The organism is Serratia inhibens (assembly GCF_003591175.1).
GTDB classification, from domain to species: Bacteria; Pseudomonadota; Gammaproteobacteria; order Enterobacterales; family Enterobacteriaceae; genus Serratia; species Serratia inhibens.
In genome coordinates this window covers 323,960-350,040 of record NZ_QYYG01000002.1, presented here as the reverse complement: position 1 = coordinate 350,040, position 26,081 = coordinate 323,960, and the positions used below count along the sequence as shown (strand labels likewise).

Below are 26,081 nucleotides of genomic sequence, written 5' to 3'. Positions count from 1 at the left end.
GGTGAATTTGTGCGGTAGCCCTGATCCAGGGCTCGAAAAACGCCTATATCGTCACCCTCGTAGAACACCATTCCCGCTTTGTTATGCTGGCCAAAATCAGGGACAACAAGACCATAACTGTTATATCTACACTCATCAAACAAGCCCGGGGATTACTTGTTGAGCTTTATAAAACATTAACATGGGAGCGTGGGGCTGAAATGACCAGCCACACCCGATTTACTGTAGCGACAGACATTCAGATTTATTTCTGTGATCCCCAATCTCCCTGGCAACGTGGCTCAAATGAAAATACGAACAGATTGCTCAGACAATATTTTCCAAAAGGAACCAAGGTTCACAACCAGCAAAGACTTAACAGTGTTGCCAGGCAGCTCAACGAAAGGCCGAGAAAAACGCTAGACTATGAATCACCCGCAGAGCGGTTGCATCCATCGGTTGAACTCACAGCTCTTAGCCAGCGCTATGTGCGACCAGGACTTAACTACAAAGACTACCCTGTCGTGAGGAGCATGCAGTAATCCCGGCAAATAAGAACGCCTTTGCGCCTGATGTTTTTAACCAGATCCACGTATTGCAAATATCAATCAATACCAGGCTTAAAAAATAATGAAAAGGCGAGGCAATTATTGTTCAAACACCCCGGGATACTTCGGCGGTTTCACCACTATCCTGCATGTACGCTTTGATTGTTCTCTACTGAGAAACCGTGCGTCGCGGCGCCCCCGCGCGCAGTCCCGCCATAACGATGTCTATGAGCCAGGTTAGCTGCGGTTGCCACTCGTCATTAAAATCAAGCTGCCATATACCCGCAATGGCAAGGAAGAAGTCGTCAGTGGTAACCCCGGTGTGGAGGGTTCCGGCTTCCTTATTTGCATCGAGTAGCAATTGAGCCGCAGCGATCACAGGGGCATAGCCCGCTTTTTCCTGACAGTCCCGCGTGAGTGACACCTCGCGAATGGCATTTGCCAGGCCAGCTTTGGTTATCGCGTACTCGGCAAGGCGATTTATCCACTCCCGTAATGCCTGGTCGGGTGGGAGGGTCTGAAGCAAGTGCTCTGCAAACTTTGTGACCTGCAACATCTCATAGCGATAAACCTCCATCACTAATATTTCCCGTGACGGAAAGTGACGATAAAAAGTGGCTTGCCCTACGCCTGCCTTCTTAGCGATCGCGCTGAGTGGCACGTCTGCGGAAAGGGTCAACTCCTGAAGCGCAACCGACAGAATACGTTCGCGATTTTGCTGTGCGTCAGCGCGTGCGGGGCGCTCCATCTTTTGTTGCTGTGTCACCAGTCCTCCTGTCAAAAAGTTTAAAACTTGCTAAACGGACAGTTGTCCGTTAAGTTTGGTTTTAACGGATAGTTGTCCGTTTAGCATTCTACCTTTTTCACCAACCCGGAGAAACATATGAAAACCTCAGGTAATACGATCCTCATCACCGGTTCCACCTCGGGTATAGGGCTGGGCCTTGCGGTGCGCTTTCATCAGGCAGGCAATAAGGTCATTGTAGCAGGCCGACGCAAGGCTTTACTTGAGCAGATCACAATCGATTATCCCGGTATAGAGGCCATTGAACTCGACGTTGCCGATGCCAAGTCTATTATCCAGGCGAGCGAACTCGTGGCAGCACGTTACCCTGACCTGAACGTCGTCATCAACAACGCAGGCATAATGTTGAGCGAAAATGTTTTGGATCCGGATTCTGTGAAGATTGCGCAAGAGACTATAGAGATTAATCTTTTGGGCACTATCCGCATGACTTATGCGTTTTTGCCTCAACTCACTCAAAAGAACGATAGCGTCATCATCAACGTCAGCTCCTCATTAGCGTTTGTTCCGTTCCCGATAGCCATGACCTACAGCGCCACCAAGGCGGCTGTTCATGCTTTCACCGAAGGCTTGCGTGTTCAACTCGCCGACACTTCCGTACGCGTAATTGAGTTATCGCCCCCGGGTGTGCAAACCACGTTGTTTGGTCAGGAAAGTGACGAGCATGCCATGCCGCTGGAAGACTTCCTTAATGAGACGCTCGACCTTTTGCATGCAGAACCCACACCTAATGAAGTCATTGTTGAACGCGCCAAATTTTTACGCACTGCCGAGGCTACCGGTAACTACGACAACGCCCTTGAAATGCTTTCTGCGTGGAAGGCCCCGGACTGAGGGCGTTCGTCGCAAAGCGAATCGGCTGTGCGATACAGCGATAGCATGCTGTTCAATGGTATTGCCGGCCGGGCGGTTGGCGTATAGAGCCGTATTCGCTGGTAATTTCGTGCGCACATGGCGCACGAAATATTCCCAAAATATGCAGCAGTCATTGCTGCGAATGTCTGGATATACATCTCTTCCGGAATGATTCACTCAATACCTTCGGCAGACAACGCCAGCAGACCTTGTATATCGCGCGGCCGATTGCTGTAAATGCATCCTCACAATCTGGACATTCTCTTGTGTGCTCATCGAAATCTCTCCATTTCCCTTACATGGGATCGGGTTCGATCTCATCGGATACGTTGTTGATCTATTGGTGAAGATCCGGTGTCTGGTTCAGCCGATATCGACTTTCATGGCGATGTCCCAACTGCCGGCTCCATTCTTTGCCAGGCCAATCATCATCAGACCGAGCGACTCTAGCGTCTGGGCCACATCGTCCTTTGGAGCGCGAAGCACGATTCGAAGTCGTACGTGCTACACCGCAAGGAGTGGGTTGATCGATTAAGCCGAAACCCTGTGGAAGTGAGCGAAGAGGTGAAGGCGCGGGTTCGCAATGGCGGATGCATGTTTCCCGATGGCAAGCAATGAGCAAGACGGCAAGCGTGCCCTGTCACGCGCAGAACGGACAACGTGAAAACGACGCTGGGGCGCCTGCCATCAGGCTTTCGAGCCGAAACGCCAAGCTGAAGAACATGTCACTTTTCCCAAACGGAAAAGCAAAAACCCGCTCAGGTTTCCCTGAGCGGGCTTTTCTAATAATGCACTTCCGCCGCATGCCCGGTCTTGTCAGTCAGACCGGATAATACGGCCAATATCAGCGCAATAACTGAAAGCACCGCGCCAGCCCAGTTAGGTGATTGAAGGCCAAAGCCTGCGGTGATCACCACTCCGCCAAGCCATGCTCCCACGGCATTGCCAAGGTTGAAAAGGCCAATATTGACGGCTGCGGCCAGCGTCGGCGCACCTGCCGCTCGTGCTTTATCCATCACCAACTTCTGAATCGGCGATACTGTCGCAAATCCAAATGCTGCCATCAGGAAAATGCAGATTGCCGACATTATCTGGCTATGAGCAGTAAAATTAAATACCAGTAACACCACGGCCTGAGCAGCCAGCGTGATATAAAGCATTGGCATAAGGGCGCGGTCAGCATAGCGTCCGCCCAACTGATTACCCACAAAAAGCCCCAACCCGAAAAGCAGCATCAGCCAGGCGAGGCTGCTTTCGCTGTACCCGGCAAGCTCCGTCATCATCGGGGCGATATAAGTGATGGACGTGAAGAAAGCACCGGGGCCGAAAACGGTAATGCCCATTGCCAGCAGCACGTTAACGTTTCTGAAGGCGTTAAACTCATGTGCGAAGTCGTGATTCTGTGGGCGCGGCTGATGCGGAATTAGCATGCCGATACTGATCACTGTAATGACCCCAATTGCCGCTATGGCCATAAAGGCATCACGCCATGAAAGATGCTGCCCAACCCAGGTGCCGGCGGGTACGCCGATAAGGTTGGCTACCGTCAGCCCCATAAACATGAACGCAATGGCCCTTACGCGTTTAGATGGCGTAACCATATCCGCCGCGATGATCGAACCGATTCCAAAAAAGGCGCCGTGGGTCATGGATGTGATTATTCTGCCCATAATCGCCATGCCCAGCGTCGGGGCGAAGGCGGTAACGAGATTACCGGCTATAAACAGTAACATCAGAAAAACCAACATAGCCTTACGCGGCACCCTGGCCCCCAGAATAATAAGGGCGGGAGCACCAACGAAGACACCCAGTGCGTAGGCGGTAGCCAGATTACCGGCAACGGGAATAGTGATGTTGAAATCAGCGGCAATAACGGGAAGCAGGCCGGCGATGATGAATTCGGTTGTACCGATACCGAATGCACCTATCGCCAGCGCCCAGAGAGCGAATGGCATAACAAATATCCTGTCAGTAAAAGCGTGTTTTTACGTTTAAGCTGCTCTGGAATGTAAGCCGGCACCGGTAAAAGAGCCGGCTCACAAACCACAAGATCAGCAGTTCAGACAGGGTAGTTGTTTACTGAGAGGAGATAAACATCCCGAATATCGCCTCAATGTTGACAAAAATTCTACCTCAATGGGCCGAAATGTCCTTCTGCGGCTTTTCTGAGCAGTTCGTCAACAATAAGTCGGACTTTGGGAATGAGGTGCCTGGTACGGGGCCAGACCACGTTCAGTTCAACCGGTTCGGGAGTATGATCTGCCATCAACGTCACCAGAGTGCCTGCATCCAGGTGGCTGTTCACCATTGATTCCGGAAACTGCGCAATCCCCGCACCTGCCAGGCAGGCCATTAGCATGGCGTCGCCGTCGCTGATCTGATGTGCGGCGGCAGATGTGAAGCGTATTTCCCGTTCATCGGCTGGCCTGAACCGCCAGGCAAGAGGGGCTCCTCGCCTGTAGCCCATAATACAGCAGTGTTTTTTCAGCGTCTCGGTGTCGGTCGGTATCCCATGTTGCTCAAGGTAGGCGGGTGTTGCGCACAACAAAAGCCGCTGACGGCTCAGGCGACGGGCAATCAACTCATCTGTGCTCTGCAGCTCTCCCAGGCGCAGAACCAGATCAACGCCTTCCTCGACCGGGTCAATCAGCCGATCGTTAAAGGTCAGGGCCAGACGCAGGGCCGGAAAGCGACGCGTAATATCAAGCAGTACCGGCATCATAAGATTACGGCCAAATGAGGCCGGCATATCGATACGGACCGTGCCTGCCGGGTTGTCCTGACGCCTGCTGAGGGTGTTTTCGGCAGAATCGAGAATCTCAAGCGCCGACAAGCAACTCGTGAGATAAGCTTCTCCGTCACTGGTCAGGCTGAGTTTACGAGTGGAGCGATGAAACAGACGGGTTCCCAGTCGTTCCTCAAGCCGCGCCACGCTTTTGCCCACGGCAGATTTTGTAATGCCCAGCTGTTCGGCTGCTTCAGTAAAACTGTTCGATTTTGCCGTGATAACAAAATTGGTGATTCCCCTCAGGGATTCTGCTGTAAATCCGGTAGACATAAAGTTGGCTCACTGATGACCAAGAACAGGTTTATCGATGTCTAATTCTACACCAGGCTTAAGTCCGATGTTAATTAAGCACCGACAACCACCGGGAACCTCATGAGCTGTAAGTTCGCTTCTCGCTGTGAGTTCAACTGGTCGGCTTAGTGCCAGAAGCCGACATGACTAACTTGGTTACCGGAACAAATTTGAGTCTGTCAGAGATTCACCAATCGCACCAAAGCAAAAAGCCCGCTCAGGTTTCCCTGAGCGGGCTTCTCTAATATGGCTCCTCTGACTGGACTCGAACCAGTGACATACGGATTAACAGTCCGCCGTTCTACCGACTGAACTACAGAGGAATCGTGTGAACGGGGCGAATAATAGCGGCGTGGCCCGGGCTTGTAAAGCGTGAAAACGTCTCGCCGTTCCGTTTGCTGCAAGATTATTCAACCTGCTGCTTTTTATCGCTTTTATTGGTGCAGTGCTGCACAACGGCCCACGGCGCGCCGTGAGATGCCTTATGATGGTGCAAGCCTGCGTCACCGGGCGCCGGTTGTATGTTGGCGTCAGGTCGCGCAAATATCATTTTTTCTTATTTTTCCTTCGATTAGTTAGCGCTTTCTCTTATTCCGTTACGCTGGCCCGGATTTTGCAAATCTGTTGTCAACATGGCTTGGCCATACGCAGTTCAGCGGCTCGACGGAGGCAATATGAATCTCAGACGTCTAAAATATTTCGTGAAAATCGTCGATATCGGCAGCCTGACCCAGGCGGCGGAGGTGCTGCATATCGCGCAGCCTGCACTCAGCCAACAGGTGGCGACGCTGGAAGGGGAGCTGAAGCAACAATTGCTGATCCGCACCAAGCGCGGCGTGCTGCCCACCGAGGCCGGCAATATTCTCTATGCCCACGCCCAAACCATTCTGCGCCAGTGCGAACAGGCGCAAAGCGCGGTCATCGGCGCAGGCCAGGCGGTGAGCGGGCAGGTTTCCGTCGGGCTGGCGCCGGGCAGCATGGCTGCGCAACTGGCGCTGCCGTTGTTGCAGGCGGTGCGCGATCGTCATCCCGGGATTTTACTCAGCCTGAACGAAAACATCGGTTCGATGCTGGCCGGGCAGGTGGCGAGCCAGAGCCTGGATATGGCGGTGATCTACGGCGCTAAAATGCCCGACGGCCTGCAAGCCACGGCGCTGATGAAGGAAGATCTGTATCTGGTGGCGACGCGTGCGGTACCAAGCCCCGGTAACAGTGTCGATCTGTCGGACGTGGCGCGGCTGAATCTGTTCCTGCCGCGCGAAGGCGATGTGGTGCGCACGCAGGTCGACGAAGCGATGGCGCTGCGCAAACTGGCCGCCAACGTGATTGGCGAAATCGAATCCCCAAGTACGCTGAGCGCGGCCATCGCCAGCGGGCTGGGCGCGACCATTCTGCCGGAATCCGTGGCGCGGGCGATGATTGGCCCGGCCAAGGCGTGGATGGCGCGTATCGCCGCTCCGGCGCTGAGCGTGCCGCTTTCATTGTGCATTTCCAGCCAGCAATCGCTTTCCGCACCGGCGTTGGTGGTGAAGGATATCTTGCTGTCGATTGCCGTTGACCGCAGCCAGGAAAAACGCACGCTGGCGTTGGTGCAATAAAGGATTTAAAAAGGCCCACGCGCGGTGGGCCTGAAAGGCAGGTTAGCGGAACGGCGGCTCGTTGAAGGTGCGCAGCTTGCGCGAATGCAGCTTGTCGCCTTCGGCGCGCAACAGATCGATGGCGCAGATGCCGATCTGCAGATGTTCCGAGATCGCCCCCTCATAGAAGCGGTTGGCCTGGCCCGGCAGCTTGATCTCACCGTGCAGCGGCTTGTCGGAAACGCACAGCAGCGTGCCGTAAGGCACCCGGAAGCGGTAACCCTGCGCCGCGATGGTGGCGCTCTCCATATCCACCGCCACCGCGCGGCTGAGGTTAAAGCGCAGCGCCGAGGCGGAGTAGCGCAGCTCCCAGTTGCGATCGTCAGTGGTCACCACGGTGCCGGTACGCAGGCGCTGTTTCACTTCTTCGCCCGGCATGCCGCTGACCATTTTGGTGGCGTCATACAGTGCGCGCTGCACTTCGGCGATGCTCGGGATCGGGATATCCGGCGGCAGCACCGCATCCAGCACGTGATCGTCACGCAGGTAGGCGTGGGCCAGCACGTAATCGCCAATCGACTGACTTTCGCGCAGCCCGCCGCAGTGGCCAATCATCAGCCAGGCGCTGGGGCGCAGCACCGCCAGATGGTCGCAAATGGTTTTGGCGTTGGACGGGCCGACGCCGATGTTGATCAGCGTAATGCCCTGGCCGTTGCGCGAAATCAGGTGGTAGGCCGGCATCTGGTGGTTTTTCCAGGCCAGATCGGACACCGCCTGTTCCGGCGCGGTGGTTTCCGGCGTGATGTAGATGCCGCCGGCGCTGGACAGCGCAATATAAGGGCTGTCCGGGTTGGCTATCTCGGCGCAGGCCCAGCGGACAAATTCATCCACATAACGGGTGTAGTTGGTGAACAGCACGAAGGGCTGAAAATGCTCCACCGGGGTGCCGGTATAGTGCCGCAGCCGCGCCAGCGAGAAATCGGCCCGCAGCGCGTCGAAGTGCGACAGCGGAAAGGTGCTGGTGGCGTTGAACAGGCCGTCGGCGGTTTCATCGCCGATTTGCGCCAGCTCGGTGGTGGGGAAATGCTGCGCGAGGCTGGCGCTCATCGAGCGATCCAGCATCAGGTTCGAGCCGTCAATCACATACGGAAAAGGGATCTCCTGCTGCGAAGGCGCCACTTCGATATGGGCGGCGTAGTCGTGCTCCAGCATCGCCAGCTGCTCGGCCAAATAGCTGCGAAACAGCTGCGGGCGGGTAATGGTGGTGGTGTAGCGGCCGGTATGGGTAAAACGGCCGAAAGCGCGGGTTTTGCTCTGGCCGGATTTTTGCCCGTCCCAACTTACGCGCAGCTCTGGGTAGACGAACAGCCCAGCGGCGCGGGCTTGTATGTCGGGCACGCTGCCGTGACTGATAAAATCGCCCACTGCCTGGCGCAGCGCGGTAACCGAGGCGTCATACAGCGCTTCCAACTGGTCGATCGCCTGAGCGGGGGTGAGGCCGGTGCCGGATTGGTGACTACTCATTCTCTCTCCTGGGTTCTCCCTGCCTTGCGGCGGGGAAGCATGCAGATATCAATTCACCGCAACAGGTTAGCCGAAGATGAGCGCAAAAGCTTTGCCAAAATATCCCGGAGCTTTTTCAAACCGCAGCGGCAGGGCTACCGCTGCGGCGTTGCGATCAGGAGGCCGGCTCGGCCTGTTCCACTTTTAACGAAACCAGGCCAATGCCGCGTTTTTTCGGGGTAAAGCCGCCGCTGGCACCTTCCTGCGGCTCGGTCGGGGCAGGTGGCGTGATGCTGATGTTTTGCGCACCGGCGGGGTTGTTGAAGCGCAGGGTGACGGTGGTGTCCTGTTCGCCGAGCGACACGAACTGCTCTTCGTCGCCCACGCGTACCGAGATCGGCGCACCGACGTTTTTGCCGTAGGCGCGGGCGCGCAGCACCAGATCGAAGGTCGGCGGCAGCGGGGCGACATAGTCGATGTTGACCGCCGGCGCGAGGTTGGCGTCCGACCAGCGGCCCCAGTCCTCGACGCTGGAAACGCCGGTAATTGCTTTCACCTGCTGCGGCATGCCCGGCAGCATAAAGGCGATGGCGTCCGCCTGATATTTAACGGCGGCGTCGTCCACTTTCAGTTTGTCGACGGCGTTCTGGTAGGCGGCAACGCTGTCCGCGGCGGGATCGGTAAAGCTGACTTTGCCGCGGTAGTTGCCGCCCTTGGCCTGCACGATATGCGGCGGGGCGGCCAGATTGCCGGAGGCCACGCAGGTGTCGGTGCTCAGCGCCAGTTCGGGCGCCCACACCCGGCCAATCTCATAGCATTTATCTACCCAGACAAACTTTTCACCGGCACCCAGGCCGGCGAGCTGCTTTTTCAGCGGCGTGGAAAGATAGACGTTAAACATGGGTTCGATTTTATTGTCCGTCACCTTGAGGATAAACGGCACCTTGAAGCTGATGCCGGAGAAGGTGAAGCTGTTGCGCTGGGTATCCAGCTGGTAGTCGGAAATGCTGTTCGGGAAGCCCCATTGCTTCACCACCGCCGGTTTCCAACCGTTGATTTTTTCTTCGATATTCAGGAAGACGGTCGCCAGCGTAGGGCTGGACAGGCTGCTGCGGCCGAGGCCGATATAGTTGTCGCCGCCCATCACGTCCAGCACAGTGGCGCCGTTGTCCAGCGTGCTGCGCTTTTCGTTATGCTGTGCGCTTTGTGGCTGCCTGCCGTCGATAATAAAGAACAGGTTGCGGCGTTTTTGTTTGGTCAGAATGTCGTAGGCGGTGTTGTTCATCGCCAGATGATCGGAAGACACCACGATCACGGTGTTTTTGAAATACGCCGACCCTTTGATTTTGTCGATCAGGGCCGCGATATGCTGCTGGCTACAGGCCACCGCGCTCAGCGAACGGTTCTCTTTGTTCTGCCAACGGTAGGATTTTTTACTGCAACCGGCGGAGATAAAGCCATCCGGATGGTGGGTGTCCACGGTCAGCGCAAACAGCGAGAACTTCTTGTTCTGCTGCGACAGTTCGACGAACTTGTCGAAAACCACGTCCAGCACGGTATCGTCGTACCAGCCCCAGTCATTCTTGTAACCCGGATCGCGGACCTGCTCGCGCAATTCCTTGTAGCCGTAGGCGTGGTCAAAACCGTGCGATTTCAGGAAGGTGTCTTTGCCGGCGAAGGCCAGTTCGGCACCCTGATAGAAATAATTGTCGTAGCCGGCGGCTTTCAGCACGTCGCCCAGGCAGACGTTTTCCGGGTAAAAGGTGGAAACGGCGCTGGAGGCGTTGCCGTCGAACGGGGCGAATAGCGGGATGCCGCACTGCGAAGCCACCATGCCGGCAATGGTATAGCCGGTGCCCGGCAACTGCTGGGTATTGCTGAAGTCGATGCCGTGTTCACGGTGCCGATTCAGCTCGTCGGCGAGATCGGGGAAGATTTCCGGGTCGAAATAGGTGCGCTCAAGGCTTTCGGCATAGATGTACACCAGGTTCGGCGCTTTGCCTTGCAGGCTCTTTTTCGGCGCTTTGTAGTAGGTGTAAAAATCGGCGGTATCGCCGGTAATCTGGCTTCTGAGCAGCAGCGAAATATCCTGAAAAGCCGGGGTGGTGCCGACGGAAAACAGCGCCAGCAGCACGGCGATCACGCTGTAAACCACGCTGCTGCTTTTCGCTTTGTGCCGCACCAGGCTCCAGGCCAGCACGGCGAAAATCAGCGCCAGCACCGCCAGCAGGCCGATAAACGGCAGCACGTATTTGCTGACGCCGGCCCCTTTCATGCTGCTGGTGAGGGTGTAGATCACCGCATCGGTGATGCCGTCGCCGGTAAAATAGTTACTGGCGATCAGAATAACGTTGAGAACCAGATAGCTGCCCAGCAGGATCAGCAAAATGGAAAGCCACCAGCGGTTGGCGGCGGCCTTGTTCCGGTAGATAAAGATTGAGGCTAAAAAAAGTGCGAACGAGACTAATGCTGAAACCATCCACCGTACCCTGTCTGATTAAAAAGAAAATCTTAACTGCCCTGGCAAAGGCTGCCGATCCTGCCGCAGCGCGAAAGAGGAAGGGTATAGCGCATTGAACGCGCCAGGGTCAATGCGCGTTTGCGCAACGGGGTGGCAGCCAGGCGTGAATGAACAATTTTGTGACAATATTGTGACCATAGTCACTACTGAGAGGCGGAAAGCGCTGAAATATTGCTCGCCGGGCATTTGGCTCTAACATTAATGAATGGCGCTGATTGCAGACCGGCGAGGCGCATTAACCCGTTCAGGAGTAAACATGCATAGCATTTCCGCCACCGTGCTCGATGATTTGGCGCCGCATGGCGTACTGCGCGCGGCGATCAATTTAGGCAACCCGGTGCTGGCGCAATGGGGGCCGGAAGGGCAGCCGCAAGGCGTGTCGGTCACGCTGGCCGGCGCGTTGGCGCAGGAGCTGGGCGTGGCGCTGGAGCTGGTGACTTATGATGCGGCGGGCAAGGTTTTCGCCGCGCTGGAAACCGCCGCCTGGGATGTCGCCTTTATGGCCATCGAACCGGTGCGTGCGGAACAAATCGCCTTCAGTGCGCCTTACGTCATCATTGAAGGCACCTATCTGGTGGCGCAGGAGGCGGCTTATCGGCAGGTCGCCGAGCTCGACAGGCCTGGCATACGCATTGCGGTGGGCCAGGGCGCGGCCTATGACCTGTACCTGTCGCGCACCTTGAAGCAGGCGCAGTTGGTGCGTGCGGAGACCTCTCCCGCAGCGATAAGCTTATTCTTCGAGCAGGGATTGGACGCCGCAGCGGGCGTGCGTCAACCGCTGCTTGCCGCCGCTGCGGCGAACCCGGGCTACCGGGTGCTGGATGGGCATTTTACCGCGATTCACCAGGCGATGGCGGTGCCGCGCGGTAAAGAGCAGGGAGCGGCCTATGTGCGCTGTTTTGTGGAAAGGTGCAAGGCCAGCGGGTTGGTGCAGCAGGCGCTCAAACGCAGCGGGCAGGGCGATGTGGCGGTGGCGCCTGCGGCGTGAGGCGGTTGCAACGGGCTTTTGTTAAGGGTAGGGGCGCTGGATACAGCGCCCTTGCGGATAACCCTTAATGCAGTTCCACGGCGTATTGTTCCACCGGGGTGATTTTCTTGATCAGCTTATTGTCGAACAGGAATTGCTCGTAAGCCTGGTAGCGCACGGTGTCCAGCCTGGCCGGATCGGTGGCGAACAGCGGCAAGCTCGCCTGCCACGCCTGCTTGTTCAGTTCGGTGTTCAGCTCCGGGTGGGTTTTGGCGAACGCCAGCCAGGTTTCCTGTGGGTGAGCCTGCAGGTAATCGTTGCCTTTTTTCAGCGCGGCGAGGAATTTCCTGATCTTCGGCTCGGCTACCGCGTCGCGGTTGGCGACGATGATCAGTTCGTCATAGGCCGGTACGCCGTAGTCCTCGACGTTGAACACCACCGGATTTTTCCCCTGCAGTTTCAGCTCCAGCGCTTCAATGTTGCGATAGCCGCCGATCACTGCGTCGACCTGGCCCGCCAGCAGGGCGCTGGTCAGTTGGAAATTGACGTTAATCAGCTTCATGTCGTTCGGGTCGAGATGTGCATGTTTGGCCATGGTTGCCAGCGTGGCCTGCTCGATGCCGCTGACGGAATAGCCGATTTTCTTGCCCTTGAGATCCGCCGGTGAGGTGATGCTTTTGTCCAGCGTCATCAGGGTATTGAGCGGCGAATTAATCAGGGTGCCCACGCGCACCAGCGGCAGGCCCTGATCGGCGAAGAAGTGCAGTTGCGGCTGATAGGTGATGGCGAGGTCGGCCTGTTTTGCCGCCACCAGGCGCGGCGGCAGCGCCGGATCGGAAGGGGGCACAATCTTGACCTCGAGGCCTTCAGCCTTGAAGGCGCCAATCTGCTTGGCCACCATGATCGGCGCGTGGTCGGGATTGATATACCAGTCGAGCACCAGCGTCAGTTTTTCGGCGGCGGCAGCGTTGCCGGCCAGAGCGGCGCTGAGCATCAGCCCGCAGAAGGTTTGCTTGATCATTTCTTACCCCAGTCGTTAAAAGGTTATCAGTTGGAGACAATGTTATCTTCACGCTCGAGATACCCGGGCCTAGCGCACCGAGGGGCGCTCCGACGGCCAAGGCCGTTACGACCCCTTCGGCACGCTCTCCCTAATAATGGGCTTTGTCGGTCGTTAAAAAGTTATCAGTCGTTTTCCGGCGCCCAGTCGATCAGGCGCAGCAGCAGCGCATCCACCGCCATCCACAGCAAGACGGTCATCAGCACCAAAATAAACAGCGCGGCAAAGCAGACGTCGGTCTGCATGCGCGCGTTAGCGTTCAGCATCACGTAGCCCAATCCCTCCGCCGAACCGACCCATTCGCCGATAATGGCGCCGATGGGCGCGACGGCGGTGGCCATGCGCAACCCGGAGCCAAAGGCCGGCAGCGCCGCCATCAGCCGCACATGGCGCAGTTGCGCCCAGGGGGAAGCTCTCATGGTGCGGGCCAGATCGAGATAATCGTTATTGACCCGGCGCAGCCCATCAAAGAACGCGGAGGTGACCGGGAAGAAGATCACCAGCACCGCCATCGCCACTTTGGCGCTCATGCCGAAGCCGAACCACAGCACCAGCAGCGGCGCCAGTGCAAACACCGGTATCGCCTGACTGGTCAGCACCAGCGGCATCAGCCAGCGTTGCAGCCGGGGTGAATAGATCATGCACAGCGCCAGCGCGGCGCCGAGCAACACCCCAATCCCCAGCCCGCAGGCAATCTCCGAGGCGGTGATCAGCGTGTGATAAGCGAGATAGGCGCGCCCGTTCCACAGCGCCTGCGCCACCGCAGAGGGCGAGGGCAGCAAAAAGGCGGGAATATCGCCCAGTGTGATGAGCCACCACAGCAGCAGCAAACCGGCGAACACCGTCAGGCTGCGGCGCACCCGCGACAGGCGGTTTTCAATGGGCGGCTTCATTCGGCGGCCCTTATCAGTTGCTGCAACAGCTCGCCCTGGCTTTTCAGCAGATGGGGATCGTCCGGCGCACGCGGCGGCAGGCCGCTGATGACATGCGTATCGTCAATGCCGGCGGGGTAGCGGGAAAGCACCAGCAGGCGATGGCTCAGGCGGCAGGCTTCCATCGGATCATGGGTAATCAACAGTACGGTATGCTGCGCCAGCAGCTCGGCCGCCAGGGTTTGGATCATGGCGCGGGTGATGGCGTCCAGCGCCGAGAAGGGTTCGTCCATCAGCACAATCGGCTGGCGTTCATACAGCGTGCGCGCGATGGCGGCGCGCTGGCGCATGCCACCGGACAACGCTGAGGGCAGAGCTTTGGCGTAACCGCTCAGCCCCACGCGTTCGAGCAGATGTCCGGCCCATTCCCGGTCGGCTTTTTCACCGCGCAGCCGCGCACCGAGGCTGATATTTTCGGCGACGGTCAGCCACGGATAGAGCAGGTCTTTTTGCCCCATATAGGCGATGCGGCCGGCTATCGGCAGGCCATCGCTGCCGGTCACTTCACCGGCGGTGGGCTGCATCAGCCCGGCGATAATCTTCAGCAGGCTGGTTTTGCCCGCGCCGCTGGCGCCGAGCAGGGCGACAACGCTGCCGCCGGCAATATCGAAACTCAGCCGATCGAAAATCACCTGTCGGCCAAAGCGCAGGCTGAGATCCCGCACCTGAATGCCGGGCGGCGTGATGCGCTCACTCATGAGGCGTTCAGCCCCATCTGCCAGAAGGCGGACTCCAGCCGGGTGGCGGTGGTGAAAATCCCCGCAAGCTCGGCAAAGCGGCTTTCTGCGCCACGCTGGTGGCCTACGGTTTCCAGCAGATCGAGGGCCGCTTGCACGCCGGCCAGATAGTTTTTATCGCCATAGTTGCGGATCCACGAGGCGTAAGGATTGCCCGCCATCACCGTCGCCGGGTCGTCAAGCAGGCGCAGGCCAATCTCGGCATAGCCTGCGACGCAAGGCATCAGCGCCGCCAGCAGATCCAGCGCATCGCCGGAGTGGCCGATATCGAGCACATAGCGGGTGTAGTTCAGGGTTTCCGCCGCCTCGGGTTCGGCGGCAATCTCGGGTTCGCCCAGCCCCCAACCGGCGCAGTAAGCCAGATGTAAAGGCAGCTCGGCGACGATGGCATTGAGCGAAGCGGTGGCCGCGCGCATCTCCGGCAGCGTGCGCAGCTTGCTCACCAGCAGGGCGTAGGCGCGGGCGAAGTGGATCAGGAACAGATAATCCTGGGTCAGATAGCGGCGGAACGCGGATTCAGGCAGCGTGCCGGCGGCCAGTTGCTGAATAAAAGGATGAGCAACGTAGTCCTGCCAGTCCGCGCCTGCCTGTTGGCGCAGCCGCCCGTAAAGACCGTTATCGAAAAGGGGAGTAAACATGGGACCTCCAAAAGTGAGTGGAGATCCGGGCGCGCTGAGGTATGAACAGGCAATGACCGAGAGAGTGATTGCCGACCCGTCCCTTCGCTGGCATGACCCAGATCAGGTTCAAAGGGTTCGGCTTGCGCCATCTCAGCCCGTAACAGGACACCCCTCGGAGGAGCCTGTTATACGATATTTGCTTTTTGATTACAATGCTCGGGCGAGGAGGATCGGCGGGGGCGACAATCGGTTCGTTTAGTGCGGTCCGCGACGATTTTTCTGGCACCGGCGGCGGCATTTTTGCACTGTAATCCGGTAACGTTGACTCTGAGGAACACTCCCCATGAAGAAGATCGGCTTTCTCTCTTTTGGCCACTGGACGCCTTCGGCACAGTCCGGTACCCGTTCGGCGGCGGATGCGCTGCTGCAATCCATCGATCTTGCGGTCGCCGCAGAGGAGCTCGGGGCGGACGGTGCCTATTTCCGCGTGCATCACTTCGCCCGCCAGCTCAGTTCCCCGTTCCCGCTGTTGGCCGCCGTCGGCGCCAAAACCCAACGCATTGAGATCGGCACCGGCGTGATTGATATGCGCTATGAAAACCCGCTTTATATGGTGGAAGACGCCGGAGCCGCCGATCTGATTTCAGGCGGGCGGCTGCAACTCGGTATCAGCCGCGGCTCGCCCGAGCAGGTTATCGAAGGTTGGCGCTATTTTGGCTATACGCCGGCAGAAGGCGAGACCGAGGCCGATATGGCCCGTCGCCACACCGAGGTGTTGCTCGACGCGCTGCGCGGTGAGGGTTTTGCCGAGCCGAACCCGCAGCCGATGTTCCCCAATCCGCCGGGGCTGCTGCGTATCGAACCTTTCTCCGCCGGCCTGCGCGACCGCATCTGGTGGGGCGCCAGCTCCGACGCCACCGCGGTGTGGGCGGCAAAACTGGGGATGAACCTGCAAAGCTCGACGCTGAAAAACGACGAAACCGGCGAACCCTTCCACATTCAGCAGGCCAACCAGATCCGCGCTTACCGCGCCGCCTGGAAGGAAGCGGGCCACCCGCGCGAGCCGCGCGTGTCGGTCAGCCGCAGCATCTTTGCGCTGATGAACCAGCAGGACCGCAGCTACTTCGGCGGCAGCGGCAAGGAAGGCGATCAGGTCGGGTATATCGACCAGCAAACCCGGGCGATTTTCGGCCGCAGCTACGCCGCCGAGCCGGAAGAGCTGATCAAACAGCTGGCGCAGGACGAAGCCATTGCCGAAGCGGACACCTTGCTGTTAACCGTGCCTAACCAGTTGGGCGTCGATTACAACGCGCACGTGATTGAGTCGATCCTCACCCATGTCGCCCCGGCGTTGGGGTGGCGTTGATGTCTCAAAAATAAAAGGAAACCGGCCATGTCTCGTATTTTCATTACCGGCTCGGCGGACGGGTTGGGGCGCGCGGCGGCGGCAACCCTGCTGGGCGAAGGGCATCAGGTGATCGTTCACGCGCGTGAGCCGGGCCGGCTCCACGGCGTACGCGATTTGCTGGACCGCGGCGCGCTGGCGGTCACCGGCGATTTGTCTGATCTGCAGCAGACCCGAGAGGTGGCCGAGCAGGTGAACCGCATCGGGCGTCCGGATGCGGTTATTCACAATGCCGGCGTTTTCACCGGGCCGCAGGTGCTGGCGGTCAACGTGATCGCGCCTTATCTGTTGACGGCACTTATCGCTCGCCCGGCGCGGTTGGTGTATTTGAGCAGCGGCATGCATTTTGACGGCCGTGCCGCGTTGGAAAAGGTGGACTGGCGCGGGCACACCGCCGTCTCTTATTCGGACAGCAAACTGTTTGTGACGGCGCTCGCCGCCGCCGTGGCCCGCCGCTGGCCGGGCGTGGTCAGTAGCGCGGTCGATCCCGGCTGGGTGCCGACCAAAATGGGTGGGGAAAACGCACCCGACGATCTTCGCCTGGGGCACCTGACGCAGGAGTGGCTGGTGACCAGCGCAGATGCGCAGGCCGGCGTTTCCGGCGGTTATTGGCATCACCAGCGCCGTCTGGAGCCGCATGCCGCCGCGCGCGATCCGGCTTTTCAGGATGCGTTGCTGGCGGAGCTTGAACGCGTTACGGGCGTAGCGCTGGCGATGTCCTGAGCGGAAAAACGGTGTCAGCCGGGGTGGCATGGAATGTGCGTTATTGACTTATTTTGCTCAATTTGTATTTTAAGGCCATGCATACATTCCTGATTATCGTCCCCGAAGGGGGCATGCTGTTTGAGTCGGCGGGTATCGCCGACATCCTGATGCAAGCCAACCGCTTGCGGCCCAACGACGCTCCGCTTTATCGGATCGAGGTCGCCACCACGCAATCTCATCGGGTGGTGCATGGGTCGTCCGGGTTGAATTTGCTGGCCGATCATCGCCTTGCCGATCTCGACCCTGAACAGGAACGTGACACTGTCATTGTCACCGGAAAGGGGGCGACCGAGGAAGAAGGCGCGTTTGTCGCAGGCTGGCTCCGCCGCGCCGCGCCCAATGCACGCCGCATCGCTTCCGTTTGCGGCGGGGCCTTGCTGCTTGCCGAGGCCGGTTTGCTCGAAGGACGCCGGGCGACGACGCACTGGCGCTTGCTGGATACCCTGCAATCTCGTTACCCGAAGGTAAAGGTCGAAAACGGGCCGATCTACGTTCAGGACGGGCCGGTCTGGACCTCCGGCGGCGTCAGCTCCGGTTTCGACCTCACCCTGGCGCTGGTTGAAGACGATTACGGTTTTATTCAGGCGCGCGAAGTGGCGCAAGATCTGGTGATGTTTCTCCGTCGCCCCGGCGGCCAGTTGCAGTTCAGCCGCTATCCGTTGAATCAGGCCAAAACGCCAGGCCCGATCCGCGATCTCCAGTCCTGGATCCTGGAAAACCTGGACGGCGATCTTTCCGTTGAGAAACTGGCCGAAAGGGTCGCCATGAGCCCGCGAAACTTTACGCGCGTTTTCACCCGCGAGACCGGCATCTCCCCCGCCAAATTCGTCGAAGAAGGGCGTTTGCATACCGCCAGGCAGCGTCTGGAGCAGAGTACGGAAGGCATTGAGCATATCGCCGTGACCACCGGCTTCGGCAATGGCCTCAACCTGCGGCGCGTGTTCGAAAGAAACCTGCAGCTGACGCCAACCGAGTACCGCGATCGTTTCCACTCCCGCAATTTGGCGTAAATTGATCTGTAAACGTCATTTACGCCAAGAGTCTCTCCCGGCTAGATTGGCAGACAGAGACAATAACGAAGGGGTAGATCATGGTCAAAGTAGGCATTAACGGTTTCGGCAGAATCGGGCGCAATGTTTTACGCGCGGCGTTAGGGCGCAGTGACTTTCAGGTTGTCGCGATCAACGATTTGACCGACAGCAAAACCCTGGCGCATCTGCTGAAATACGACTCGCTGTCAGGCACCTTGGCCGCCAGCGTCGAGGCCGGTGAAAACCAGCTGCTGCTGGATGGCAGACCGATTCATGTTTTCTCTGAAAGAGATCCGGGCGCAATTCCGTGGAACAGCGTCGGCGTCGACATCGTGATCGAAGCGACGGGCTTCTTTACCGACAAAAGCCAGGCCGAAGTGCACATCACGAAAGGCGGAGCCAAACGCGTTATCATCTCGGCGCCGGCAAAAAACGACGACATCACCATAGTAATGGGCGTTAACCATCAGGATTACGATCCGGCCAGGCATCGGGTGGTAAGTAACGGCAGTTGCACCACCAACGGGCTGGCGCCTGCCGCGCAGGTGTTGCATCACACCTTCGGCATTGAATACGGCCTGATGAACACCACCCACGCCTACACCAATAGCCAGGCGCTGCACGATCAGCCGGAAAAAGATTTACGCGGCGCACGGGCCGCCGCTCAGTCGATTGTGCCTTACTCCAGCGGCGCGGCCAAAGCGCTCGGCAAGGTGATCCCGGAGCTGGATGGCCGCCTGACCGGCTACTCGCTGCGGGTGCCGGTACCGGTGGTATCTATCGTTGATTTAACGGTGACGTTGAAACGCGAAGCGACGATCGACGAAATCAATGCGGCCTTCCGCCAGGCGGCGGAGTCGGGGCCGCTCAAGGGGATCCTTGGCTACAGCGACGAACCTTTGGTGTCTAGCGATTATAAAGGCGACCCGCGTTCGTCCATTATCGACGGGTTGTCTACCCTGGTCATCGGCGGCAAGCTGGTCAAGATCCTCGCCTGGTACGACAACGAATGGGGTTTCTCCAACCGCCTGGTCGATCTCGCGCTGCTGATGGAAAAACGCGGATTGTAGCCGGTTGCCGGAGCAGGGGCGCAGCATGTTGCGCCGCCATGTCAAACGCCAGAAAATCGTCCCCTTTGGGGACGATTTTTTTCAGCGCAGCATCATAACCGCGCGATACGCATTAACTCGTCTTTGGCCCCAGGGGCCACCGCCAGCACCGGAGCACCGCGCAACAACTGTTCCCCCTGTGCGTTAAACGGATGTGTCCAACCGCCGGCCTCGTTCACCAGGCAATAACCCGCCAGACAGTCCCAGGCGTGCATATAAGGTTCGTAATAGCCGACCAGCCGCCCGGCAGCCACCCATGCCAGCATCATGGCGCCGGAACCGTTGCGGAAGAAATTACCGCCGACCGCCGTGATCTCGGCGGCGATTTCACCGACGCGCTCAGGTGCCACGTAGCTGTTGGCGCCAAATCCGGTGATGTGGTTTTGCAAGGTGCGCGCCGGATCCACATGCAGCGCTTTGCCATTGAGCGTGGCGCCCGCGCCTTGTGCGGCAACGAAGCATTCCTGTTGGCAGGGCGCCATGATCACGCCGATTACCGGCTCGCCCTGATAAATGACGGCAATGGACACGCACCAGTTGGGCATGCCGTTGACGAAGGGGCTGGTGCCGTCAATAGGATCGACCACCCAGTTATAACCCGAGCCGCCGGGCTGCAGGCCGAACTCTTCGCCGAGAAAACCGTCGTCCGGGAACCCCAGGGCGATCTGCCCGCGGATCAGCAGCTCGACTTCACGGTCGGCGATCGACACCACATCCTGCGCATCGCGTTTGGTTTCAATCACCAGGCTTTCGCGACGGTTGAAATAGTCCAGCGCCTTGGCTCCCGCCTCGCGCGCCACCCGTTCGGCCAGCGCCAGACGCTGGGAGATTTGTTCGTTCATAGCAGATCCTTAATGTTGCGGGCCGTCACTGGGCAATCAGCGCCAGCCCCTGAGGTTTGAAATCAATGGCCACGCGCGTGGCCGGCGCCAGTTGGCGTTCCATTTGCACATCGACGATAAACAGGGCGCCGAGGTCGGTCTTCACTTCATACTCGATATGGTCACCGAGCCAGGTGCTGTGGGTCACCTCGCCGTTCAATGCGCCGGCCTGCTCCGCATGCAGAGTAATGAATTGCGGCCGCACGGACAGTTGCGCGGCGCCGGGGCGCGCTTTGGCACCCGGCACCCGATACTGACGGCTGCCGAGACTGATCAGCGCCTCGCCGCCGTCCACCCGTTCAATGTCGCAGGGCAGGATATTGGCCTCGCCCATAAAGTCGGCGATAAATACCGATGCGGGCGAGTGATAAAGCTCTTGCGGCGCACCCTGTTGGGCAATATGCCCTTCTTTCATGACGATAATCTTATCGGACACCGCCAGCGCCTCTTCCTGATCGTGGGTCACGTACACCGCAGTGAACCCTAGGCGCTGTTGCAAATCGCGGATCTCGGTGCGTACGCGGCGCCGCAGTCGCTCGTCAAGATTGGATAAGGGCTCATCGAGCAGCAGTACCTGCGGTTCCAGTACCAGCGCGCGCGCCACCGCGATGCGCTGCTGCTGGCCGCCGGACAGCTCGGCGGGCAGGCGCTTGCCCATATTTTCCAGCCCGACCAGCTTCAGCCCTTCGTGCGCCCGATCCTGCGCCTCTTTGCGCGACAGCTTGCTGGCGAGCAGGCCGTACATGACGTTGTCCAGCGCGTTCATATGGGGGAACAACGCATAGGATTGAAACACCATCGCCACGTCGCGCTCGTTGGCGGGCAGATGGGTCACCTCTTTGCCGCCGATAAGGATGCGCCCGGTGGTCGGGTGCTCCAGGCCGGCCAGCAGGCGCAGGGTGGTGGTTTTGCCGCAGCCCGAGGGGCCGAGCAGCGTCACCAGCGTGCCTGGTTCGACGGTAAGCGAGAGGCCGGGCAGGGCGGTGAAATCGGCAAACTGTTTGGTGACGTTTTCAAACACCACCGAGCCGGAACGAATGGCAGTCATACGGCAGTCTCCTGTTGTAAGGCCGGCGGCGATGCTACCGGCGGTGTGGCGATACGGGATACGCGGCGCAGGCGACGTTCGCCGACCAGCAGCTGGAAAGTGAGGATCACCGCCAGCATCACCACGATAAGCACCGAAGAGTAGGCGATAGCCACGCCGTATTCCCCGTTTTCGACCAGCCCGACGATGTAGGAGGTGGCCATGTTGTACTGGGCGCTGACCAGAAAAATCACCGCGCTGATGGAGGTAATCGCCCGCACGAAGGCATAGACCAGGGCTGCGCTGATGGCGGGTTTCAACAGCGGTAAAATCACTTTGCGCAGAGTGCGGAAGCTGCCGGCGCGCAGCGTCAGCGACGCCTCATCCAGGCTGCGGTCCAGTTGGCTCATGGCGGCGATGCCCCCGCGCACGCCAACCGGCATGTTGCGGAACACAAAGCAGGCAACCAGGATCAGGGCGGTGCCGGTGATTTCCAGCGGCGGCAGGTTATAAGCCATGATGTAACTGACGCCGATCACCGTGCCGGGGATGGCAAAGCTGAGCATCAACATAAACTCGAAGGTCTGGCGGCCGGCAAACTTCTGCCGGACGATCAGCCAGGCGGTGAGCAGGCCGACGATGGCCGTGAGCGGTGCGGCGATCAGCGCGATTTCCAGGGTGGTCCAGAACGAGTTCCAGGCGACGCCGGTCCAGAGGATTTGGCCGCCGCTCCATTGGAAGCCGAATGCTCGGGTGTAATGCGCCAGGGTCAGGCTGTTGTCCAACCCCCACGACTGAACAAAACCGCCGATTAAAATCATGCCGTAAACCACCAGCGTGAACAGGCCCCAGGGGATCACCAGCCCGTAGACGCCATAGCGCAGCCCGCGCGGCAGGCCGCAGTGCATGCCGGAATCGCCTTTGCCGGTCACGGTGGCGAAGCTTTTGCCTGCCAGCCACAGGCGCTGCAACACAAAAGCGCTGAGGGTAAAGCACAGCAGGATGATCGCCAGCACTGCCGCGCGGCTCGGATCGTTTTGCGCCCCCACCACCGAGAAGAAGATCTCGGTCGAGAGCACGCCGTGGCTGCCGCCGAGCACCATAGGGTTGCCGAAATCCGCCATGCTTTCGATAAAGCTGATCAGGAAAGCATTGGCCAGACCGGGTGCCATCAGCGGCAGCGAAACGTAACGGAAGGTGCGCCAGCGGTTGGCGCGCAGCGTTTGCGAGGCTTCTTCCAGCGAAGGGCTGACGCCTTCCACCACGCCAATCAGCACCAAAAAGGCGATGGGGGTAAAAGAAAGCACCTGGGCAATCCAGATCCCGGTCAGGCCATACAGCCAACGCCCCGGCTCGATGCCGAACAGGGTGGAAAGCAGCTCGGTGACGATGCCGGAACGGCCAAACAGCAGCATCAGCGCCAGGCCGATGACGAACGGCGGCGTGATGATCGGCAGCACGCTGAGCAGGCGCAGCCCTTTTTTGAACGGCAGCGGCGTGCGGGTAGCGGCCAGCGCAAAGGCCAGGCCGAGCAGCGTCGATCCGCCGGCGGTCATCAGCGCCAGCCACAGGGTGCGCCAGGCGGTGCCGCAACTGCCGCCGTTCAGGCAACCGAGGCTCCAGATCGCCGGATCCTGCATATTGGCGATCAGGCCGTCCGGTTTAAACGCGCCGTCTGCGTCCTGCACCGAGGCGACAAACATGCTCAGTACCGGATAAAGCACGAAGGTGGTGACCAACGCGACCAGCAGCACAATCGAGGACACCACAAAGGCGTCGCCCTTCAGCACGCCGCGCTCGGCCAGCCCAAAAGAGAACAGCAGCAAAAACGCGGTGAGCAATGCAATAGCGCCGGCGCCAAAGGCGGGTTGGCCGTCGCCGAGCGCGCCAAACAGCTGCTCGCTCCATTGCCAGTTCCAGCCGCCGTAACCGATGGCGTGGCCTTCAAACAGCAGGAAGATTATGCCGGTGGCGGCGACAGACATCAGTAACTGCGAGCGCAGCCGGCCCACCTGCAGCAGGCGGCCCAGCGAACACACCAGCAGCAACAGCAGCGCGATAGCCAGCCACGGGCGTTGAAAAACCAGGATTTGCCACAGCGCGGGGGCGCTTTCGCGATCCCGCCACAGCGTATTTAGCCAACTGAAGTCGAAGAATCCGGCTTCCTGGCTGTACCAGGGCAGCAGCATCAATGCGAGCGCGCCCAGCACAAGAGCCACGTCTACGCGGCGGTTTTGAGCATTCATCGTAACCTCGATCGTTCATGATTCCTTCTCTGCATGCCGGGTGGGCGCGGCCTGCCACGCCCGGTTTACCGGTAATTGCAGAAAGTGCGAGAGGGAATGGACGGGAATTACTGCGCGCTGGCGCCGATCTCTTTATCCCAGCGGCTGAGCAGCTCTTTGCGTTTTTCCGTGGCGCCGTAGGTTTTAAAGTCGTAGTCGATCAGTTTGATGTTCTCGAAGCGCGGCGCATACTCGGAGATCGCCGCTTCGCGGTTTGACGGCAGTTGGAAGGATTTGGCGTCTTTCATGTGCGACTGAGCTTCGGCGCCGAGCGCCCAGTCGTACCACAGTTTGGCATTGGCGAGGTTACGCGCGCCTTTGACAATCGACATTGAACCGATTTCAAACCCGGTGCCCTCGCAGGGCGCTATGGCCTTCACCGGAAAACCATCGACCTGCATCGCCACCGCATCGTGCATAAAGACGATGCCTACCGTCGTTTCGCCGCGGGCCGCCGCTTTAACCGGTGCGGAACCCGATTTGGTGTACTGCGAAATATTGGCGTTGAGTTTTTTCAGGTAATCGAAGGCCTTGTCTTCCCCCATGATTTGCACCAGCGTGGCGAGGGTGTTGTAGGCGGTGCCGGAGGAGTTCGGGTTGGCCATCTGGATCTCGCCCTTGTAAGCCGGATCCAGCAGATCGGCCCAGCAGGCGGGGACTTTGAGTTTTTTCTCCGCCAGCAGCTTGGTGTTGTAGCCCCAGCCCAGCGCACCGGCGTAGACGCCCACGGTGCGGTAGTCGGCACTCTCCGCCTGCTTGCGCGCCCAGTCGTGCTGTTGGTCAAGCAGCGGCGATTTATAGGGCTGGGTCAAACCTTCGTTGGCGGCCTGCATATGAGGATCGCCGGTGCCTGCCCACCAAATATCGGTGCGCGGGTTACGCGCTTCGGTGCGGATGCGTGCATAGGCTTCCCCGGCGGACAAACGCACCATACTTACGTTGACATCCGGGTGCTGTTTCTCGAAAAGCGTGGTCATTTGTTCGCAGACCACGACATCGGCGGAACAGATCATATTCAGTTTTCCGGCGGCGTGGGCCGGCAGGGCCGAGAGCGCGGAGCCGGCGGTGAGGACCGCCATCAGGGTGACTCGATGCATGGTGTTCTCCTGGTTTTGTGTAGGGTGGCGATACGTTGTCGCCATTTTTTTTGCACGTGTGTGCAAATAACTAGAGGATAAAAATTGTGCTGTCAATTGCGATATAGAACAATTCAACCTATTCGTCACAAAAATGAAACAAATTTTCTGCAATAAATTTGCACAGCTTTGCAAAGTGCGGCAAACTTTCCCGGAGCGCATAACGGATGGATGTAACCATGGCGGTAGACAAGGCAATGATCAGTGCCAAAGACGTAGCGGAGTTGGCCGGGGTATCCCGATCGGCGGTGTCGCGCACCTATACGCCCGGGGCCAGCGTCTCGGCGGCGACCCGCGAAAGGGTGATGCGGGCGGCGGAACAGTTGGGATACCACGTTAATCATTTGGCGCGGGGATTGGTGCGCAATCGCAGCGGCATTGTTTGCCTGATCGTGTCCGAGCTGGCGACGCCTTACCGGGCCAGCCTGGTGCGCTTGCTGACCCAGCATTTGCAGGAGGCGGGAAAAATCGCCATGTTGATTAACACCGATCGTTCGGACGACAGCGTATCTCAGGCGTTGCAGCAGGCGATTAACTTTCGCGCCGATGCCTCTTTTGTGCTCTCCGGCATGCCGGACAGCGCCATCGCCCGCCTGTGCCACCGGCACGGCCAGCGGCTGGTGTTGATTAACCGTAATGACGCGCTGCCGGGTTCGCTCAGCATCAACCTGGATAACGAAGAGGCGGCCGGCAAGGTGGTGATGGCGTTTGCCCGCGCCGGGTGCCGGCGGATCGCCTTTGCCAACTCGCTGGCGGGCACGCCAAGCCTGATGGCGCGCGAGCGCGGTTTTCTCCGGGCGGCGGAAGCGGCGGGGCTGGCGGTGAGCGTCGAGCGTTTTGGCACCACGTCGTATGAGAGCGGGCAAATTCTGGCGCACCGCCTGTTAACCCGCCGGGAGCGGCCCGATGCGGTGTTCTGCGTCACCGATCTGCTGGCTTGCGGTTTTATGGATGAGGCGCGCCATCGTTTTGCGCTGCGTATTCCAGAGGATCTTTGCGTTGCCGGGTACGATGATATTCCGCAGGCGGCGTGGTCATCCTACAACCTCACTACCTTTACCCAACCGGTGGAGCAGTTCGCCCGGGATGCGGTGGCGTGGCTGGTGGCGAAAGAGGAGAACGAAGAGATTATGGCGCCCGCGCTGGGGCAGGAAATACCGGGCGAAACGCGGATGTATCATGCCGACTTTATTTGGCGCGGCACCATTCGCGGCGGCTGAGAGCGGCGCGCCGGCATGGGGCGATGATGCCCCGCCAGC

The 26,081-nt window shown here is 59.1% G+C and carries 21 protein-coding genes, 1 tRNA gene, 1 pseudogene and 1 riboswitch; of the genes and pseudogenes, 9 read left to right on the top strand and 14 right to left on the bottom strand.

Annotated features, from left to right (window positions below; genetic code table 11):
- Positions 1 to 20: 20 nt before the first annotated feature.
- A pseudogene (locus D4100_RS10710) lies at positions 21 to 440 on the top strand (IS30 family transposase); the annotation flags it as partial.
- Between the two features lie 256 nt (positions 441 to 696).
- Here the strand turns inward: D4100_RS10710 and D4100_RS10705 are convergent.
- Positions 697 to 1,293 carry a TetR/AcrR family transcriptional regulator gene (locus tag D4100_RS10705; RefSeq protein ID WP_013813643.1) on the bottom strand — a complete coding sequence of 199 codons (597 nt, stop codon included), beginning with the start codon at positions 1,291 to 1,293 and terminating at the stop codon, positions 697 to 699.
- A 117-nt stretch (positions 1,294 to 1,410) separates the two neighbouring features.
- On the opposite strand from D4100_RS10705, the gene D4100_RS10700 reads away from it, so the two are divergent.
- Positions 1,411 to 2,166 carry an SDR family oxidoreductase gene (locus tag D4100_RS10700; RefSeq protein WP_119804311.1) on the top strand — a complete coding sequence of 252 codons (756 nt, stop codon included), beginning with the start codon at positions 1,411 to 1,413 and terminating at the stop codon, positions 2,164 to 2,166.
- A gap of 803 nt (positions 2,167 to 2,969) precedes the next feature.
- On the opposite strand, the gene D4100_RS10685 is transcribed toward D4100_RS10700, so the two are convergent.
- The 3 genes from D4100_RS10685 to D4100_RS10675 form a co-directional block, all read right to left on the bottom strand.
- On the bottom strand, positions 2,970 to 4,142 hold the full coding sequence (locus tag D4100_RS10685; RefSeq protein WP_065506339.1) for an MFS transporter: 1,173 nt from the start codon (positions 4,140 to 4,142) through the stop codon (positions 2,970 to 2,972).
- 173 nt (positions 4,143 to 4,315) lie between these two features.
- Entirely contained in the window at positions 4,316 to 5,245 is a 930-nt protein-coding gene (locus tag D4100_RS10680; RefSeq protein WP_119804310.1) for a LysR family transcriptional regulator, read from the bottom strand.
- Between the two features lie 268 nt (positions 5,246 to 5,513).
- Positions 5,514 to 5,589, bottom strand: a tRNA-Asn gene (locus D4100_RS10675).
- A gap of 351 nt (positions 5,590 to 5,940) precedes the next feature.
- Between D4100_RS10675 and nac the strand changes: the two genes are divergently transcribed.
- Complete coding sequence (gene nac / locus D4100_RS10670) at positions 5,941 to 6,864, top strand: nitrogen assimilation transcriptional regulator NAC (protein WP_065506337.1); 924 nt, start codon at positions 5,941 to 5,943, stop codon at positions 6,862 to 6,864.
- Positions 6,865 to 6,906: 42 nt separating this feature from the next.
- Here the strand turns inward: nac and D4100_RS10665 are convergent, their stop codons facing one another.
- On the bottom strand, positions 6,907 to 8,367 hold the full coding sequence (locus tag D4100_RS10665; RefSeq protein WP_119804309.1) for an AMP nucleosidase: 1,461 nt from the start codon (positions 8,365 to 8,367) through the stop codon (positions 6,907 to 6,909).
- A 154-nt stretch (positions 8,368 to 8,521) separates the two neighbouring features.
- Positions 8,522 to 10,825 carry a phosphatidylglycerol--membrane-oligosaccharide glycerophosphotransferase gene (opgB, locus tag D4100_RS10660; RefSeq protein WP_119804308.1) on the bottom strand — a complete coding sequence of 768 codons (2,304 nt, stop codon included), beginning with the start codon at positions 10,823 to 10,825 and terminating at the stop codon, positions 8,522 to 8,524.
- A 298-nt stretch (positions 10,826 to 11,123) separates the two neighbouring features.
- Between opgB and D4100_RS10655 the strand changes: the two genes are divergently transcribed.
- Positions 11,124 to 11,855 carry an ABC transporter substrate-binding protein gene (locus D4100_RS10655; RefSeq protein ID WP_119804307.1) on the top strand — a complete coding sequence of 244 codons (732 nt, stop codon included), beginning with the start codon at positions 11,124 to 11,126 and terminating at the stop codon, positions 11,853 to 11,855.
- Between the two features lie 64 nt (positions 11,856 to 11,919).
- On the opposite strand, the gene D4100_RS10650 is transcribed toward D4100_RS10655, so the two are convergent.
- From D4100_RS10650 to D4100_RS10635, 4 genes are all read right to left on the bottom strand, one after another.
- Entirely contained in the window at positions 11,920 to 12,855 is a 936-nt protein-coding gene (locus D4100_RS10650; protein WP_119804306.1) for an ABC transporter substrate-binding protein, read from the bottom strand.
- Positions 12,856 to 13,019: 164 nt separating this feature from the next.
- On the bottom strand, positions 13,020 to 13,787 hold the full coding sequence (locus D4100_RS10645; RefSeq protein WP_119804305.1) for an ABC transporter permease: 768 nt from the start codon (positions 13,785 to 13,787) through the stop codon (positions 13,020 to 13,022).
- Positions 13,784 to 14,524 (bottom strand): ABC transporter ATP-binding protein, encoded by a 741-nt coding sequence (locus D4100_RS10640; RefSeq protein ID WP_119804304.1) that lies wholly within the window; start codon positions 14,522 to 14,524, stop codon positions 13,784 to 13,786. The genes D4100_RS10645 and D4100_RS10640 overlap by 4 nt, the downstream gene beginning before the upstream one ends.
- Positions 14,521 to 15,201 carry a TenA family protein gene (locus tag D4100_RS10635; RefSeq protein ID WP_119804303.1) on the bottom strand — a complete coding sequence of 227 codons (681 nt, stop codon included), beginning with the start codon at positions 15,199 to 15,201 and terminating at the stop codon, positions 14,521 to 14,523. The genes D4100_RS10640 and D4100_RS10635 overlap by 4 nt, the downstream gene beginning before the upstream one ends.
- Positions 15,202 to 15,263: 62 nt before the next feature.
- Positions 15,264 to 15,366: riboswitch (TPP riboswitch) on the bottom strand.
- 160 nt (positions 15,367 to 15,526) lie between these two features.
- On the opposite strand from D4100_RS10635, the gene D4100_RS10630 reads away from it, so the two are divergent.
- From D4100_RS10630 to gap, 4 genes are all read left to right on the top strand, one after another.
- The gene (locus tag D4100_RS10630; protein WP_119804302.1) at positions 15,527 to 16,549 is read left to right on the top strand and encodes an LLM class flavin-dependent oxidoreductase; all 1,023 of its coding nucleotides are present in this window, start codon (positions 15,527 to 15,529) and stop codon (positions 16,547 to 16,549) included.
- A gap of 27 nt (positions 16,550 to 16,576) precedes the next feature.
- Positions 16,577 to 17,311: an SDR family NAD(P)-dependent oxidoreductase gene (locus D4100_RS10625; protein WP_006319354.1), complete on the top strand. Its 735-nt coding sequence runs from the start codon at positions 16,577 to 16,579 to the stop codon at positions 17,309 to 17,311.
- 77 nt (positions 17,312 to 17,388) lie between these two features.
- A complete protein-coding gene (locus tag D4100_RS10620) occupies positions 17,389 to 18,363 on the top strand; it encodes a GlxA family transcriptional regulator (RefSeq protein ID WP_006319353.1) in 975 nt (324 codons plus the stop codon).
- Between the two features lie 80 nt (positions 18,364 to 18,443).
- On the top strand, positions 18,444 to 19,454 hold the full coding sequence (gene gap, locus D4100_RS10615; protein ID WP_006319352.1) for a type I glyceraldehyde-3-phosphate dehydrogenase: 1,011 nt from the start codon (positions 18,444 to 18,446) through the stop codon (positions 19,452 to 19,454).
- 92 nt (positions 19,455 to 19,546) lie between these two features.
- Here the strand turns inward: gap and D4100_RS10610 are convergent, their stop codons facing one another.
- From D4100_RS10610 to D4100_RS10595, 4 genes are all read right to left on the bottom strand, one after another.
- Positions 19,547 to 20,335: an inositol monophosphatase family protein gene (locus tag D4100_RS10610; RefSeq protein WP_119804301.1), complete on the bottom strand. Its 789-nt coding sequence runs from the start codon at positions 20,333 to 20,335 to the stop codon at positions 19,547 to 19,549.
- Between the two features lie 25 nt (positions 20,336 to 20,360).
- Positions 20,361 to 21,422 carry an ABC transporter ATP-binding protein gene (locus D4100_RS10605; RefSeq protein WP_119804300.1) on the bottom strand — a complete coding sequence of 354 codons (1,062 nt, stop codon included), beginning with the start codon at positions 21,420 to 21,422 and terminating at the stop codon, positions 20,361 to 20,363.
- Entirely contained in the window at positions 21,419 to 23,647 is a 2,229-nt protein-coding gene (locus tag D4100_RS10600; protein ID WP_119804299.1) for an ABC transporter permease, read from the bottom strand. Before D4100_RS10600 ends, D4100_RS10605 begins: the two co-directional genes overlap by 4 nt.
- 107 nt (positions 23,648 to 23,754) lie before the next feature.
- A complete protein-coding gene (locus D4100_RS10595) occupies positions 23,755 to 24,783 on the bottom strand; it encodes an ABC transporter substrate-binding protein (RefSeq protein ID WP_006319344.1) in 1,029 nt (342 codons plus the stop codon).
- Positions 24,784 to 24,989: 206 nt separating this feature from the next.
- Here D4100_RS10595 and D4100_RS10590 point away from each other — a divergent pair, with 206 nt between their 5' ends.
- Complete coding sequence (locus tag D4100_RS10590) at positions 24,990 to 26,042, top strand: LacI family DNA-binding transcriptional regulator (RefSeq protein WP_119804298.1); 1,053 nt, start codon at positions 24,990 to 24,992, stop codon at positions 26,040 to 26,042.
- Positions 26,043 to 26,081 lie beyond the last annotated feature (39 nt).

What these genes read in the sequence shown, in the direction of transcription:
- D4100_RS10700 (WP_119804311.1), top strand. Translation starts at nt 1,411, where the DNA reads ATGAAAACCTCAGGTAATACGATCCTCATCACCGGTTCCACCTCGGGT.
- D4100_RS10685 (WP_065506339.1), bottom strand. Translation starts at nt 4,142, where the DNA reads ATGCCATTCGCTCTCTGGGCGCTGGCGATAGGTGCATTCGGTATCGGT.
- D4100_RS10680 (WP_119804310.1), bottom strand. Translation starts at nt 5,245, where the DNA reads ATGTCTACCGGATTTACAGCAGAATCCCTGAGGGGAATCACCAATTTT.
- nac (WP_065506337.1), top strand. Translation starts at nt 5,941, where the DNA reads ATGAATCTCAGACGTCTAAAATATTTCGTGAAAATCGTCGATATCGGC.
- D4100_RS10665 (WP_119804309.1), bottom strand. Translation starts at nt 8,367, where the DNA reads ATGAGTAGTCACCAATCCGGCACCGGCCTCACCCCCGCTCAGGCGATC.
- opgB (WP_119804308.1), bottom strand. Translation starts at nt 10,825, where the DNA reads ATGGTTTCAGCATTAGTCTCGTTCGCACTTTTTTTAGCCTCAATCTTT.
- D4100_RS10655 (WP_119804307.1), top strand. Translation starts at nt 11,124, where the DNA reads ATGCATAGCATTTCCGCCACCGTGCTCGATGATTTGGCGCCGCATGGC.
- D4100_RS10650 (WP_119804306.1), bottom strand. Translation starts at nt 12,855, where the DNA reads ATGATCAAGCAAACCTTCTGCGGGCTGATGCTCAGCGCCGCTCTGGCC.
- D4100_RS10645 (WP_119804305.1), bottom strand. Translation starts at nt 13,787, where the DNA reads ATGAAGCCGCCCATTGAAAACCGCCTGTCGCGGGTGCGCCGCAGCCTG.
- D4100_RS10640 (WP_119804304.1), bottom strand. Translation starts at nt 14,524, where the DNA reads ATGAGTGAGCGCATCACGCCGCCCGGCATTCAGGTGCGGGATCTCAGC.
- D4100_RS10635 (WP_119804303.1), bottom strand. Translation starts at nt 15,201, where the DNA reads ATGTTTACTCCCCTTTTCGATAACGGTCTTTACGGGCGGCTGCGCCAA.
- D4100_RS10630 (WP_119804302.1), top strand. Translation starts at nt 15,527, where the DNA reads ATGAAGAAGATCGGCTTTCTCTCTTTTGGCCACTGGACGCCTTCGGCA.
- D4100_RS10625 (WP_006319354.1), top strand. Translation starts at nt 16,577, where the DNA reads ATGTCTCGTATTTTCATTACCGGCTCGGCGGACGGGTTGGGGCGCGCG.
- D4100_RS10620 (WP_006319353.1), top strand. Translation starts at nt 17,389, where the DNA reads ATGCATACATTCCTGATTATCGTCCCCGAAGGGGGCATGCTGTTTGAG.
- gap (WP_006319352.1), top strand. Translation starts at nt 18,444, where the DNA reads ATGGTCAAAGTAGGCATTAACGGTTTCGGCAGAATCGGGCGCAATGTT.
- D4100_RS10610 (WP_119804301.1), bottom strand. Translation starts at nt 20,335, where the DNA reads ATGAACGAACAAATCTCCCAGCGTCTGGCGCTGGCCGAACGGGTGGCG.
- D4100_RS10605 (WP_119804300.1), bottom strand. Translation starts at nt 21,422, where the DNA reads ATGACTGCCATTCGTTCCGGCTCGGTGGTGTTTGAAAACGTCACCAAA.
- D4100_RS10600 (WP_119804299.1), bottom strand. Translation starts at nt 23,647, where the DNA reads ATGAATGCTCAAAACCGCCGCGTAGACGTGGCTCTTGTGCTGGGCGCG.
- D4100_RS10595 (WP_006319344.1), bottom strand. Translation starts at nt 24,783, where the DNA reads ATGCATCGAGTCACCCTGATGGCGGTCCTCACCGCCGGCTCCGCGCTC.
- D4100_RS10590 (WP_119804298.1), top strand. Translation starts at nt 24,990, where the DNA reads ATGGATGTAACCATGGCGGTAGACAAGGCAATGATCAGTGCCAAAGAC.